9 protein-coding genes are annotated in these 15,314 nt (G+C 57.0%); 2 read left to right on the top strand and 7 right to left on the bottom strand.

The genetic code is table 11. The features are described from left to right. Positions 1-13: 13 nt before the first annotated feature. Positions 14-1,366, bottom strand: a complete 1,353-nt coding sequence (gene yegD, locus M495_RS17910; protein WP_020828087.1) for a molecular chaperone — start codon at positions 1,364-1,366, stop codon at positions 14-16. 166 nt (positions 1,367-1,532) lie between these two features. Here yegD and alkA point away from each other — a divergent pair, with 166 nt between their 5' ends. Beyond that, positions 1,533-3,029, top strand: coding sequence for a DNA-3-methyladenine glycosylase 2 (alkA, locus tag M495_RS17905; RefSeq protein WP_020828086.1), 1,497 nt, complete (start codon positions 1,533-1,535; stop codon positions 3,027-3,029). A 10-nt stretch (positions 3,030-3,039) separates the two neighbouring features. On the opposite strand, the gene M495_RS17900 is transcribed toward alkA, so the two are convergent. The 4 genes from M495_RS17900 to M495_RS17885 all read right to left on the bottom strand — a co-directional run bounded on the left by M495_RS17900 (position 3,040) and on the right by M495_RS17885 (position 8,918). Continuing rightward, positions 3,040-3,390: a DNA-binding protein gene (locus M495_RS17900; RefSeq protein WP_020828085.1), complete on the bottom strand. Its 351-nt coding sequence runs from the start codon at positions 3,388-3,390 to the stop codon at positions 3,040-3,042. 212 nt (positions 3,391-3,602) lie between these two features. Then, a complete protein-coding gene (locus M495_RS17895; RefSeq protein ID WP_020828084.1) occupies positions 3,603-6,944 on the bottom strand; it encodes a diguanylate cyclase in 3,342 nt (1,113 codons plus the stop codon). A gap of 164 nt (positions 6,945-7,108) precedes the next feature. Then, a complete protein-coding gene (gene mgtE / locus M495_RS17890) occupies positions 7,109-8,542 on the bottom strand; it encodes a magnesium transporter (protein WP_020828083.1) in 1,434 nt (477 codons plus the stop codon). A 196-nt stretch (positions 8,543-8,738) separates the two neighbouring features. Next, positions 8,739-8,918, bottom strand: coding sequence for a YfgG family protein (locus M495_RS17885; protein ID WP_020828082.1), 180 nt, complete (start codon positions 8,916-8,918; stop codon positions 8,739-8,741). A 524-nt stretch (positions 8,919-9,442) separates the two neighbouring features. On the opposite strand from M495_RS17885, the gene M495_RS17880 reads away from it, so the two are divergent. Continuing rightward, positions 9,443-11,590 (top strand): EAL domain-containing protein, encoded by a 2,148-nt coding sequence (locus M495_RS17880; RefSeq protein ID WP_236615014.1) that lies wholly within the window; start codon positions 9,443-9,445, stop codon positions 11,588-11,590. A 31-nt stretch (positions 11,591-11,621) separates the two neighbouring features. On the opposite strand, the gene ppx is transcribed toward M495_RS17880, so the two are convergent. Then, positions 11,622-13,172, bottom strand: a complete 1,551-nt coding sequence (gene ppx / locus M495_RS17875; protein WP_020828080.1) for an exopolyphosphatase — start codon at positions 13,170-13,172, stop codon at positions 11,622-11,624. Between the two features lie 10 nt (positions 13,173-13,182). Next, entirely contained in the window at positions 13,183-15,246 is a 2,064-nt protein-coding gene (gene ppk1 / locus M495_RS17870) for a polyphosphate kinase 1 (protein ID WP_020828079.1), read from the bottom strand. Between the last annotated feature and the right edge of the window lie 68 nt (positions 15,247-15,314).

Raw genomic sequence — 15,314 nt, 5'->3', positions numbered from 1 at the left:
CGCCCTAGTGCCCTTAACGGAACAGCGTCTGCGCCCAGCGAGCCAACCCGGCGGTGACCGAGCCGAAGTCGTTGCCGCCGACGATAGGAATGCCCGGCAACTGCTGTTGTAGCGCGGCGCGCAACAGCGGGGAACGTGCGCTGCCGCCGGTGAGATAAATCACCTGCGGTGCGGTCTGGCTACTGGCCAGCGCGGCGCTGACCTGCTCCTGAATGCGCAGCAGCGGCTGTGAGATGGCCTCGGCAAGCTGATCCTGGCTGATGGTTTCTGCCAAATCAGTCTGGACGAAGGCCAGCGGAGCGCTGATGTTTTGCTGTGCTGACAGGGCGATTTTACTCTCCTCCGCGGCGCGCACCAGACGGTAGCTCAGGCGTTGCTGATGAACTTTCAGCAGGCGTTTAACTTTTTCAGGCTCGGCGGCATCGCGGATCAAATCGCGCAGCATGCGACCATTGGCAGCGCTGTAAAAGTCGATCTGCGCCGGAACGTCGTTGGTGGCTACCGCGTTCCAGTAAGGCAACGCAGGCAAAGCGATGCCTTTTTCAGTTTCGCCACCCATACCGAACAGCGGCATCAACTGCTTGAACGCCAGCATGATGTCCAGATCGTTACCGCCAACGCGGCAACCGCTGTGGCCCAGCAGGCTTTGCTGGCGATCGGCACGGTCACGCCATTGCGGCCCCATCAACAGCACCGAACAGTCGGTTGTCCCGCCGCCAATATCCACCACCAGCACGGTTTTTTCTTCTTCCAGAGTCGCTTCGAAATCCAGGCCTGCGGCGACCGGTTCGAACTGGAATTCAATGTCTTTGAAGCCTGCACGCTCGGCAGCGCGGTGCAAAATCCCCTGCGCCTGGCGGTTGGCTTCTTCGCCACCGATGCCCTGGAAGTTGATCGGACGGCCGATCACCGCCTGGCTGATGCTGTCTTGCAGTACGTTTTCCGCCTGACGTTTGATGTGGAACATCATGGCGCACACCAGATCCTCAAACAGCGCGATCTGTTGTGGTTTCAGGCCGTTGGCGCCGAGGAAGGATTTCGGGGAGCGGACAAAATACACTTCTTCCGGATCTTCAACGTAGTGCGCCAGCGCCTGCAGGCCAAACAGCACGCTGTCGCTGGCGACCGGGATATCTTCTTCGCGGTTATAGTTGATTGCCCGGCGCAGAAGTTGCTGGTTTTCCTCGCTGGCGGTCGGCACCTGCCAGTGGCGGTGCAAACACTCGCTGACGGCTTCGCGCGTCGGAGCACACAGCATCGACGGCAGATAGGGTTCGTTGTTTTCCAGCGTCAGCAGCTCGGGGCCATTTTCTCGCATCACTGCGACGGAACAGTTGGCCGTTCCGTAGTCAAATCCAATAAACATGTCTTTTCTCTATCCCCATGCCAATGAAGGGGGGCGACTTTACCCGAGACTCGGCCCCTGGGCAATCTGAGAGCGCTTAACTGACGAAAAATTTAGCGGCGACGGCGCTAGCATGCTTAACTTAATGTCCGAATCTCGCACGTCAGCGCACCCATCGAGTCGCATAATGCACAAAAAACTGACCCCGAGCGTGGCTATGAAAAACCAACAGCAGGCGTTGTATGAAGCACTGAGTGCGCGCGATCGCAAATTTGACGGTCGCTTCTTCGTCGGCGTTTCGTCGACCGGTATTTATTGTCGCCCGGTGTGCAGCGCCCGTACGCCAAAAATTGAAAACTGCACCTTTTACCCGAGCGCGGCGGCGGCGGAACTGGCGGGGTTTCGCCCCTGCCTGAAGTGTCGGCCGGAATTGGCACCGGGGTTGGCGTTGATCGATCTCGGTAATCGTTATGCTCAGGTGGCGGTGCAGTTGATTGAGCAGGGGTATCTGTCGGAGCACAGCTGCGAGCAACTGGCGACGCGGCTAGGCATTTCCGATCGCCACCTGCGGCGTATTTTTGCCGATCAGTTTGGCGCCTCGCCAATTGATTATGCCCAGTCGCACCGGCTGTTACAGGCCAAACGCCTGCTGGCGGATACCGATATGCCGTTGAGTGAGGTGGCCTTTGCCGCCGGTTTCGGCAGCCTGCGGCGTTTTAACGAACTGTTCAAGGCGCGCTACCGGCTGATCCCTTCGGCACTGCGCAACAGCAGTGGCCGTAACGAACGTACCGTCGCCAGCGGGCTGGTGTTTCATCTGGGCTATCGACCGCCCTATGACTGGTCGCGCATGCTGGGTTTTTTGCAAACCCGTGCGGTGAGCGGTGTGGAGCGGGTGGAGGGGCAACAGTACCTGCGGGCGATAGCCATCACTCAGGGCGGCATCGAATATCGTGGCTGGGTCAGCGTGCAACCGGAAGAGGCGCATAATCGGGTACGGGTGGAAATTGCACCTTCCCTGAGCCGGGTGACGACGGAAGTGCTGCGCCGCACTCGCCTACTGTTTGATCTCGACGCCGCGCCGGACCTTATCGCTCAGGCATTGGGGCCGTTGGCTGCCGATGCGCCGGGCCTGCGGCTACCGGGCTGCGTCAACGCATTCGAACAGGCGACCCGCGCGGTGCTTGGGCAGTTGGTCAGCGTCAAAATGGCGGCGACCTTTGCCGGACGGATGGCTGAACTTTGGGGCACCCCTCTGGAACAGCCCTACGGTGGCATTACCCACGTCTTTCCCACTGCCGAACAGATTGCGCGATTACAGCCTGAGGCGCTGCGCCCCTTGGGCGTGCAACTGAAACGAGCGGCGGCGTTAATCGGTATTGCGCAGGCGGTGACCGAAGGGCGGTTGCAACTGGAGAACGTGCTGGATATTGAGCAGGGGATCAAGGCGCTGACTGCGCTGCCGGGGATTGGCAGTTGGACCGCCAGCTACATCGCCATGCGAGCCTGGTCGTGGCCGGACGTGTTCCTGGCGGGGGATTATCTGATCAAACAGCGTTTTCCCGGCATGACGCCACGCCAGATTGAGCGCTATGCTGAAAGCTGGCGACCCTGGCGTTCCTACGCCACGCTGCATCTGTGGCATAACGATGGCTGGGCGCCGTCAACGGAGGCTGTCGGGTAGCGGCGACGGGCTAGTCTTTGGCAGCGATGCGCGTCAGCAGGCCGTCTATTCCTTCGCGCATCAGGAAGGCCAGTACCTTCTCGCGCTCGCTTTCACTCAGATGATGGTAATACTCAATCCACACCGCCAGCGGATCCTGGCGTTCAACCTGATATTCAGCAGGATCTTCTTGCAGTATCAGTAAGCTGCGCGCGCCGGTCGGCAGGCTATTGATGTGGTATTCCACCGCTTTGCCCTGCACGCCTTTGCGCCGGCGACTGATCCAGCCTTCGCGGCGGGCCATTAAATTGATGCCCTGTGGCGAGGAGGGCAGTCCTGCAATGCCGGTCAGCTCTCTGGCGGCAAACCACTCTTTTTTCATAGCCATTCATCCCTGAACAATTAGGTGTATTGAGAGAGGAAAAAATTAATTCGCATGCTGATTTCCGTATCGAGGTGTTATGCAAGCGATTAACTTTGACCTGTTAGTTATACCACTAACCTCAGGCGGGCTAAGCAAAAAAAGCAGAATGGATGAGATGCGGCGGCGAGGCCGCCGCTCGAAAGGCAGGGGGATATTGCTGGGAATGGCGACTAGCGGATACCAAAGTAACCGCCGCTGAGCAGTTCCGTCAGCGATTGTTCCAGTGCGATGGCGTCGCCGTCCGACAGATCGATGCCAATCGCCTGCAGGGTGTTCAGCGTTATCTGCTGGTGTGCCGGGCCGGCCAGCGTTTGGGCGTGCACCCGATGCGTCGCCCCATTGAGCATCGACACCATCAGTTCGTCCATCTGGTTGCAGTGCACGTTGGTGATGAAGCGTTCGTCGACGCGGATATAGTCAATCTTTTGGCCATGCAACTCGTCAAAGGCGTTGAGGCTGTGCCCAAAACCGTTAACGATCAGCTTGCAGCCCCGTTGCTGCAACTGCTGGAGGAACGGCCTGCAAATACCGGCGTGCTCCAGCACCACCGCATCATCGACCGCCAGCAGCAATGCCCCTGGTTGCAAGGGGGAGGCGTCCAGCGCTGCCAGCAGATCGTCCTGGAAGCTGGCGTCCAGCAGGCTGTCGGTTGTCAGCGGCAGCGCGATGGACAACCCCTTGCGGGCAATATCAGGGGCGCGCTGCGTCAAAATCTGCCCGATGATCCAGCGGTCAACCTCTTGCGTCAGATCGTATAGCCGGGCAGCGGAGATAAAATCGTCGCTCGCCAGCGCCTGACCGTCCTGATCCCTCACCTGCAGTTTCAACTGATAGAAACAGACCGCCAGCGGCGTTTTTGGCGGTGCGACCGCCCTGACATGCAGCAATAATTGCCCATCGTTGATGATGTCCGTCACTTCCTGACGCGTCAGCAGTTCATGCTGACGTTCCAGGATCATTTTTTGACGCGCCTCATAGAGATAAACCTGGCCACGTCCGCGATGCTTGGCGGTATAACAGGCAATATCCGCCTGCGCCAGCAGCTCGCTGCTCTTGCCGGCATCGGCATCAATACGGGTTACGCCTGCACTGGCGCCGACGTGGTAAATCTTCCCTTCCCAAAAGAACGGATGCTGGCTGATGTGATTAACCAATTGCTGTATCAGCGACTGGGCCTGTTCCCGCGTGCAGTCGAACAGGATCAGCCCGAACTCATCGCCGCCAAGCCGGGCCAGACAGTCGCTGTTACGCAGATGGTGCTGCATCAACAGGGAAAGATCTTTCAACAGCGCGTCGCCCGCGGCGTGGCCGGCATTGTCATTGACCGCCTTGAAACGGTCGAGATCGAGGAACACCAGCGCGTGCTGCAGTCGTTTTTCAGTGGCGTTGGCAATAGCGGCCTTCAGGCGCTTTTCAAAACTGGTGCGATTGGGCAGCGTGGTCAGGGCATCGTGGGACGCGCTGTAACTCAACTTCTGCATCAGTTCGCGCGAGGCCGTGACATCCTGCAGTACCATCACCGCGCCCATGACGTTGCCGTCGATCGTTTTCAATGGTGATACCGACTGCTGGATGTCAAAACAGCGACCGTCGCGACCATGCAGCACCAGGGCATAGTCTGCGGACAGCTGCCGGTTTTCCTGCAGGCAGCACTGGATCGGGTTTTCTACCTCTTCACCGTCTTTGCCGTTGGTCATTCGAACCACGCCGGCGACGGGCATGCCGATCGCCAGACTGAGCGGCCAGCCGCACATTTGTTCGGCCACCGGGTTCATAAAGGTAATGTGCATTTCGTCGTCGGTGGATATCACCGCTTCGCCGATCGCATCGAGCGTAATGTGCAGGCGCTCTTTTTCTTCGTGCAGTGCTTCGGTCAGATTACGGACTTCCGTCATGTCGATATTGGTGCCGATCATGCGCAGCGGCAGACCCTGAGCGTCTAAAATAACGTTACCCTGGCCGCGGATATGCCGCACTTTTCCCTCGCGGGTGAGCAGTCGGAACTCCAGTACAAAGGGGCCCGGCCGCTTCAACAATGTGGCCATCTCACGGTCGGTGCGTTCACGATCCTCCGGTACCAGCAGCGTCCGCCATAGCGAAAACGTTGGCGTCTGGTCCGGGCTGAGGTCGTAAAGTTCAAACATACGCTTGTCCCAGGTAAGCTCTTCGCCGTGCATCATCCATTCCCAAACGCCGATGCCGCCCACTTTATTCGCCAGCGTAATACGCTCCATCAGTCGATGGTTCTCTGCGGCCGTGCGTTTCAATTCGCTGATGTCTTCTACCTGCGAAATAAAATACAGCGGCAGCCCTTCGGCATCGCGCACCAGCGATACAGCCAGTAACGCCCAGACGTGCTCGCCGTCGCTGCGAATATAGCGTTTCTCCAGGGTGTAACTGCTGATATGCCCGTCGAGCAGATCGTGCAGCTGCGTCAGATCGGCGTTCAGATCGTCCGGGTGGGTGATTTCCTGGAAAGTCAGGCGCCGCAGAGCCTCCGGGGTATAGTCGAGCAGTTTGCACAACGCCTGATTGACCTGCAGCCATTTCCCCTGCGGCGACACCAGCGCCATGCCGATGGCCGAATATTCCAACGCATTACGAAAGCGAGTTTCACTCTCGACGATATGCTGTTTTTCCACCCGGAAGGCGTGCATCACCATGGCCATCGAATGCGCCGGGATCAAAATTAACAGGATCGGCAGGTAAATCTCGATATCGCTGAACGGACCGGTGGGTGCATGAAAATGCAGCAACCCGATGGAAATCATCACGGTGATCATCAGCGTGGTGCAAAAGCAGATGACGAAAGCCTCGAGCCGCGGCAGCGCGATTGCCGCCCACAGCAGCGGCAGAATGACAAAGGTGAACGGAAAGGGCAGGTAGCTCAGTGCCAGATAGCTGAAGGTCAGCGCGACTATCAACGTTAGCAGCAGAGTGTACAGATTCAGCGTATCCAGCATGCGACGGCGATAGACCAGCCCGATGGGCGTCAGCGACAGGACGCCAATAGCTTCTGAAATAAACCAGGTACTGAAGGGGTGCCAGAAAGGGTGCCCCGGGGCCGGAACCCACCAGGCGGCCAGCAGGGCGCTGAACAACGGGGTGAATATCACCGCGCAGACGACAAATTTAAGCCAACTGGCCAGGCTGTTCAGCGGATCGTCCTGCAGCAGCATGCGGCGCAACAGCAGGGTGCAAACCACGGCTTCCAGCAGGTTGATCAGGGTCAGTTTTACCGGGAACCAGCTAAAGCCGAACAGCGTGAAGCTGGCGGCTACGATGCCAACCCCGCATGCCAGTAGCGGTAACCCCCATTGGCGTGGCGAGTGGCGAAACAGCACGGCAATAATGGCGGCAGTGGGGAACCACAGCGGGGTAAAGTGGCTGGATTCGTTCGACAGCGTCAGGCACAGCAATGCCAGTAAAAATACTGCCACCGCCGCCAGCAGGCTGTGCGTCAACAAGGCGCCCTGACGCGTGATGAGATGATTCGGTGCGCTGATATCCATAGACAACCCTTAACTCTGGCATCTGTCGCTGAACGAAGTCATGACGCGAATGAGATGGAAAGTTTATTGGCAAAGGGTAGTACAGCGCGGCAATAAAACCCACTGAATCAGACAGCTTTAGTGAGCAAACGCAAAAGCCGGCGCGGGGCCGGCCTTCTGGAGGTTTAAAGCAGGAACAAGGTGGCCAGCCCGAGGAAGATAAAGAAGCCGCCGGTATCGGTCAGAGCGGTGATCAATACGCTGGAACCTACCGCCGGATCGCGTCCCAGTTTGAGCATGGTCATCGGGATCACCACCCCCATCAGCGCGGCTACCAGCAGGTTGAGGATCATCGCCAGCGTCATGACGCCGCCCATCGCCCAGTCGCCGTACAGCAGCCAGGTCACGACGCCCATGATGCCGCCCCAGACCACGCCGTTGATAATGGCCACCCCCAGTTCTCTGAACATCAGGCGGGAAATGTTGCCGACCTCAATTTGGTGCAGTGCCAGCGCGCGTACGATCATGGTGATGGTCTGATTACCGGTATTGCCGCCGATACCCGCGACGATCGGCATTAACGCCGCCAGCGCCACCAGTTGTGAAATGGTGTGTTCGAACAGACCGATGACGCGCGAGGCGATAAACGCGGTACACAGGTTGATGGCCAGCCACGCCCAGCGGGTTTTCACCGCCTTACTGACCGGGGCAAACACATCTTCTTCCGGGCTTAAGCCCCCCATGCGGCGCAGGTTGCTGTCGCTTTCTTCATTGACCACGTCGACGATCTCTTCGATGGTCAAACGGCCCATCAGCTTGCCCTTGGCGTCGACCACCGGGGCGCTGATCAGGTCATAACGTTCGAATGCGCTGGCTGCCGCTTCGGCCTTGTCATCTGGCTGGAAGCTGGTAGGGTCGCTGTCCATCACCGTCTGGACCAGGGTTTCCGGGTCATTAAGCAGCACGGCGGTGAGCGGCAGTTCGCCCAGCAGAGTATTTTTACGATCGGTGACGAAGAGCTTGTCGGTGGCTTCCGGGATGGTTTTGCGCAGGCGCAAGAAGCGATGTACGGCACCGATAGTGACGTCGGGGCGTACCGTGACCAGTTCAAAATCCATCATCCAGCCGACGGTGTCCTTGCCGTAGTGGATCATCTCGCGCACCTGTGCGCGTTGATCCGGTTCCATGGAGGTCAACAGGCGGCCCATCAGGTTACGCGGCAGGTATTGTGCCAAATAGGCCTGTTCATCGACGTCCAGCGTCTTGATCGCTTTGAGCAGGTCCTTGTCGCTCATCTCTTCGATCAGGCTGTCCCACACGGGCTCGGCAACTTCCACCAGCGTTTGACCGCGTTTGGCGTTCCCCACCAGCCGCCACAGTGCCAGACGCTCGTCTTGGGGCAGCGCTTCCAGCAGGTCCGCCAGGTCAGCGGCGTGCATGTCGTCCAGCAGGCCGGTGATTTCTGCAGTCTGGTTTAGCAGCTCGCTTTTGCTGAGGGCGTTCTCATCCCCTGGCCGGCCGAGAATGCCATCGACCAGATCTTTGTTGTTTAACAGCAGAGAAAGAATGCGCTGGCGGTACTCAGCGACTTTTTTAACGTTATGTGTTGCAGCTGACATGGTCTTCCTTACTGGCACTCAGTGATCCTTAAGACCCACTCTGGACTAGATAGAGCATAGTGAATGCAGGCGTCATTTTTATGAAATGGGAGCAGTTGCTGAGGAATAAGTAAGGGGTCTGGCGCGCCGAGATACTGGCCGACGGCAGGCTGCTTAACTATTCGCAAGCCCTGCGGGATAACTTGAATCTGTGAGTTCAGGGAGTGGTGTCCCGGTTTTCGTCGCTCATCTCAGTGGTGCTTTGCTGAGGGGCGAGTTTTTTTTCCTGATGGTGGGGCACCGCGACGACCGCGGCATACAGCAGACGGCCGACTAAAATGATAAAGCTGACAAACAGCACTATTTTGGTCATCTGTCCGGTGGATTTTCTACGCATATATCACCCGGCATGCCGGTTTCCTGTGTTATGCCCGCCATCTTTCACGCTGGCCGTGCTGCGGCCACTTGAAATTTATAGAGATATTGAACGCTGATGCAGGCCGATAGAGTGTAAACGGAATTCTAGCCATTGATGACAAATATTGTCTATTTATTTCCGGACAGCAAAACCCGGTATCTCGCCGCTGTTTAGCTTAAGTTTGGCTTTATCTGTCGGATCAGCAGCTTAAGATGAGACAAAAAATAGGCTTACACATTTTTACCCAACTTTTCCTCTTTGGTTGATCGGAGTCAAGCCTCACCCCCGCCTGGCGCCTAAAATTTCCGCCATTCTCCTGTCGCATATGATACTTTCAGCTTGCCTCATGAATGGATAGAGGTACGAAAAGGAACCTGCCTTGTTACCCGAACGCGTGAATGGAATTACGCCCTGACGGACTCGTTATTTTTATGATCAAGCCAATATTCTGGAAGCATTTACGCGAGCGCTGGTGGGGGTGTCCCCTCCTCTGGAGCCTGTTATTGATCCCGTTCGCAGGTTGGCTATCGCCGCGGATAATGCTGCCTGAAGGCAAAGTCTATCTGCTCTATCTACCGCTCACCGCCTGTATTGCGCTGTTGATGGTCTACGACTGGCGGGCGCTGCCGGGTATTGCCCTCGCCATCATGCTGCGTTACGCCCACCGGCTGGGCCTGGAAAGCGGCTTGCTGGTGACGCTGCTGTACCTGTCTTGCCTGAGCCTGTGTTGGCTGGGGTATCGCAGGCAAACGCAACGCCGTTGGTGTGCGGCCCCGGGTGGCGCGGCGCTGGTGAAGGAGCGGCTAATCTGGCTGGTGGTGCTACCGGCATTGCTGTTTGTCTTCGGCCTGAAGCTGCTGGTCGCCTTTGCCCGGTTGCCCGACGAACTCGGGATGATGCCCGGCGATAACAGCTACCTGATGGCGCTGGTTAATTTTCAAGCGCTACTGCTGGGCTGTCTCTCCGCCATGCCCTTGCTCTACATCATGTTGCGCATCTTGAATAAACCCCGTTTTGCCCTGACGCTCTGGCGACGCTTTGGTCGTGAAATGGCGCCAAACGTCGATAAAAAAGAGCTGTCGCTGTGGCTGTTGGTGCTGGTGGGGATGGTGGCGGTGCTGTCCCATCACGCCAAAGAAGCCATTCCCCTGTTGCTCGGGGGGTACGGACTGGTCTTACTGCTGCCGGTAATGCTCTACGGTGCGATGCGTTTTGGCTATCAATTCAACTGCCTTATCTGGTCTGCCACTCTGTTGGTGCTGTTTTTTCATTATCCCGGCGCTTCACAACCCGACAACCTGTTGCATAACCTGGCGGTCATCTCTTCGATGATGGTGGTGTTCACCCTGTGCATTTTCCTGATGTCGGCGCTCAATACTCACCAACGGTTAAGCCATGCCAGGGCACAAAGTGCCTCGCTGCAAGATCCGGTAATTGGCCTGCCGAACCTGCGTGCCCTCAAGCGTGATCTGGCTCAGTCTCCGCCTTCAACCCTGTGTTTCCTGCGCGTCAGCGAACTGGATTTGCTGAGCCGTAACTATGGCATGCAGCTTCGTATTCGTTTCAAACAGCAACTGGCGGCGCTGCTGCATCAGGTATTGGCCCTTGGTGAAGGGGTTTATCATCTGCCGGGCTATGACTTGTTGCTGCGAGTGGATGCGGACAATAGCGAAGAAAAGGTCGAAGCGATTTACCGCGCGTTGGAAAAATTCCGCCTGATCTGGAACGGTTTGCCGCTCCATCCTCCGCTGGGGTTAGGGTATTGCAGCGTGCTGCCCGATTTTGAACACCTCTACCAGTTGTTGGGGGAGCTTAGCGCGTTGGCGGAAGTGTCTCTGACCAGCGGTAAGCCGGAGAATGTGCAGAGCAGCGGCAATTTGGTGCAGGATGAAGTCAAACGCAAGGTGGCGCTCTTGCATGGAGTACAACGTTCGTTGGATAACGACGGCTTTATCTTAATGGCGCAGCCGATAGTGGGCCTGCGCGGTGATCGTTATTATGAGATTCTGCTGCGTATGCGCGACGATCAGGGGAACACAGTATCGCCGAATGATTTTCTGCCGGTGGCGCATGAGTTTGGCCTGGCTTATCGGCTGGATCTGTGGGTCCTGCGCAATACGTTGAAGTTTATGGACCAGCACCGTATTGCGCTGCCCAGCGCGCGCTTTGCGGTGAACTTGTCGCCTTCTTCGCTGTGCCGTCCAATGCTCAGCCAGGATGTGCGCAACCTGTTACAGCGGTACCGAATTGAGCCATATCAACTGACGTTGGAAGTGACCGAGTCGCATCTGCTGCAGAATACGGATTACGCCGGCGCCAATCTGCAGGCGCTGCGCGAGATGGGGTGCCGCATTGCTCTGGATGACTTCGGCACCGGTTATGCCGGTTACGATCGGCTCAAGATGTTGCCGGTTGATATGCTGAAAATCGACGGCAGCTTTGTACGTGACATGCTGACCAGCGCGGTGGATTTCCAGGTGATTGCCTCTATCTGTAAAGTCGCGCGAATGAAGCGCTTGACCATTGTGGCGGAATACGTAGAAAGCATGGAGCAGTTGGTCGCGTTGAAAGGGGTGGGCGTAGACTATATGCAGGGGTATTTCGTCGGCGAACCGCAACCCTTGGTGACGTTGCTATCAGAACAGAATTGATGGTCGCCCCCGCAGTACGGGGGCGACAGACTCAGGCCGAGCGCTGCTCGTCTTGCGAACCTTCCTCTTCGCAAATCAGTTTCCAGCCCACGACGTCGTTCCAATAGGCTTGTTCACGTTCGAGATCCAGTTGCACCAGGTTGTTCAGCGCCAGATAACCGGCCGGGAAGCGCAGCGTCCAGTGGTTATCGTCGGTGCTCAGGCGCAGCGTTTCCGGCGTGGTGGTCGACTGGCGCTGGTTGTTGAGCAGGGTACTCAGACGCAACAGTTGGATCAGCGGCAGGTAATGCTTTTTCTTGAACAGGTTCAGGCGCGGCAATTCTTCCAGCTTGATACCCTTGCGATGGAAGCGTACCAGCGCCGACAGCAGCAACTGCTGCTCCTGGTTGAAGCCCGGCAGGTTGGTGTTTTGCAGAATGTAGGCCGAGTGGCGATGCATGCCGCTGTGGTTGATGCTCAACCCCACTTCGTGCAACATCGCTGCCCATTTCAGCAAGGCTTCCAACTGCGGGTTCGCCAGCTTGGTATTTTGCGCCATCCACTGCGCATACAATAGCTCAGTGGTATCCAGCACCCGTTTGGCCTGCTCGCGGTCGATATTGTAGTGATCGGCCAGGCTCTTGGCGGTGCGGCTGCGAATGTCCTGATGACGGAAACGGCCCTCCATCTCATACAGCACGCCTTCGCGCAGCGCACCGTCGGAAAGGCGCAGGTCGCGGATCGCCAACGCATCGAACACGCCGCACAGAATTGCCAACCCCGGCACAAACACCGACTGGCGGTCTTCCGACAGCCCCGGCAGGCTCATTGCGCTGAAATTTTTAAACTGCAGCACCTGTTCCGCCATCATTTCCAGTCGCTCGAGGGTGATCAGGCCATCTTTTTCGCCCATTGCCACCAGCACTTCGTGCGCGGCCTTGATGGTGCCCGACGCGCCCAGAGCATATTGCCAGCCCTGAATGCGGTACTGCCAGGCCAGCGTTTCCAGCTTCTGTGCCGCAGCCAGGCGTGCGCGTTTGAAGTTGTTTTTGCTGATTTCCCCGCCCGGGAAGAACTGTTGGGCGAAGCTGACGCAGCCCATGCGGCGGCTTTCCGCCAGCAGGGGTTCAAAATCTTCGCCGATCACCAGTTCGGTAGAACCGCCGCCGATGTCGATCACCAGCTTGCGACCTTTTTCCGGTTGGGTATGTTCCACACCCATAAAGATCAGGCGCGCCTCTTCCTGCCCGGCGATGATTTCGATCGGGTAGGGGATCACTTTGGCTGCGCGCTTGAGGAATACCTCGGCGTTCACCGCCTGGCGCAAGGTGTGGGTACCGACGATGGTGACGTTATCCGCCGGGAAGCCTTGCAGCCGTTCGGCGAACAGCGCCAGGCAGGCCAGGCCGCGTTCTATTGCCTCTTCACTGAGCACATTGTTGCTGTCCAATCCATCGGCGAGGTGGACCCGCTGTTTTAAACGCCCCAATACCTGTAAGGCGCCATTGACGACGCGGGCAATCACCATGTGGAAGCTGTTCGACCCGAGGTCGATGGCAGCGATTTCCTGCGGTTTGTTCGTTGCAGTGCTTTTTAGCGGCATAGTTGCTGGCCTACTGTCCTGGTTGTTCCAGAGCTTTTAAATACTCGTAAATGGCAACCTGAGAACGGACTTTGCGGCGGTTGCCGCGCGGCACGTACTGGTTGCTCAGTTCTTTATCGAGGTAACGCGCCTTGACCGTGTCGCTGAACAGGATTTCCAGAATATCCAGAACCCGTTGTTTCAACGTTGGATCCAGCAGCGAGACCGCGACTTCGATGCGGTAATCTATGTTACGGGTCATCCAGTCGGCAGAGGACAGATAAACCAGTTTGTCACCTTTGTTTTCGAAAACGTAAACCCGATCGTGTTCCAGATAGCGGTCGACGATGCTGATTATCTGAATATTGTCACTGATCCCCGGCAGGTTGGGAATCAAAGAACACATCCCGCGCACCAACAGGCGGATTTTTACGCCGGCGCCGGAGGCGGTATATAACCGATCTACCAGCCCTTTATCCACCAGATTGTTGATTTTCAGCATAATGCCGGCCGGAAGCCCGGCTTCGGCGTTGGCAATTTCGTTGTCGATCAACTCATACAGTTTCAGACGCGAGTTCTGCGGCGACACCATCAGGTTGTCGAAGGTGACCGGCCGGTACGGGTTTTCGATAAAGTTGAACACCCGGCGTACTTCGTTGGTGATGCGCGAATCGGCGGTCAGCAATGAATAGTCGGTGTAAATGCGCGCGGTTTTCTCGTTAAAGTTACCGGTGCCGATATGAGCATAGCGCACAATCTCGTCGCCTTCACGGCGTGAGATCAGGAACAGTTTGGCGTGAATTTTCAAGCCAGGCGCGGAGAAAATAACGTGCACCCCTGCTTCCGTCAGGCGCTTGGCCCAGTGGATATTGGCCTCTTCATCAAAGCGCGCCTGCAGCTCCACCACCACCGTGACTTTTTTGCCGTTATGGGCGGCGTGGATCATCGATTCGATGATGCGCGAGTCTTTTGCCACGCGGTAAATATTGATTTTGATCGCCAGCACGCTGGGGTCGAACGACGCCTGGCGCACCAGCTCCAGCACGTGTTCAAAGGTGTGGTACGGGTAGTAAAGCAGCACGTCGTGCTCGCGAATGGCGTCAAACCCGTTGCGGAATTTTTCGAACCAGGTATGGCGCAGGCGCGGCAGCGGTTTGTTGACCAGGTTGGCCTTGCCGACGTTCGGAAAACCGATGAAGTCTTTGAAGTTATGGTAACGGCCGCCGGCAATGACCGAATCATAGTTGGAAATACCGAGCTTGCCGCGCAGCAGTTCCACCATTTCATTGGGCATGTCGCGCTGATAAACAAAGCGCACCGGCTCTGCAGTCAGGCGCTGCTTCAGGCTGGAAGACATCAGTTCCAGCAGGCTGGATTCCATCTCGGTAACCAGATCGTATTCCGCATCGCGGGTCATTTTCATCGAATAGGCGTTGAGCGCGTCGTAATCGAAGAAGCCCTTGAAGATGTCGTCCAGGCAGTAGCGAAGAATGTTATCCAGCAGGATCATCGGCTTGCGGCGACGAGGGGCTTCCGGCGGCAGGTTGACGAAGCGCGGTACCTTGTCGGACGGGATCTCCAGCAGCGCGTAATCGATACGCGTACCGCGGATAATCTCCACCGCCAGATAGGTGTAATCGTCTTTCAGGAACTGCACCAGGTTGGTTTCATTGTTGATCAGGATCGGCGTGATGTGCTGGCGCAGATGCTGTTTAAAGTATTGCCGCAGCCAGATTTGCTGGTTTTCCGACACCTGGCGTTCGTTGATCAGGAAGATCTGGTTGCGTGCCATTTCCAGCAGCAAATCGTTATACAGGCTGTCGAATTCTTGATCGGTTTTTAATACCTTGGCCTGGATCTTTTTCAGCAGATGGCGTGAAGCGCCGCCAGAGCCCTGTTCTTCGCTGATCAGAATGCGTCGTTTGAGATCGGCAAAGCGGACCTTATAGAACTCGTCAAGGTTATTGGAGTAAATGCCCAGAAAACGCATGCGTTCAATCAGGGGATTGCTCTTATCTGCGGCTTCCTGCAACACGCGTTCATTAAAGGATAACCAGCTTAGTTCTTTTTCGATGTAGAGCTTTTCCTGACCCATTGCCACTCCAGTTCAATTTTAGAAAAGGATCCGGGACGCAGCGCCCGGATGCCGCTCTAGTGTCCTTC

The organism is Serratia liquefaciens ATCC 27592 (assembly GCF_000422085.1).
Taxonomy (GTDB): domain Bacteria; phylum Pseudomonadota; class Gammaproteobacteria; order Enterobacterales; family Enterobacteriaceae; genus Serratia; species Serratia liquefaciens.
This window is presented reverse-complemented; position numbering and strand designations above follow the sequence as displayed.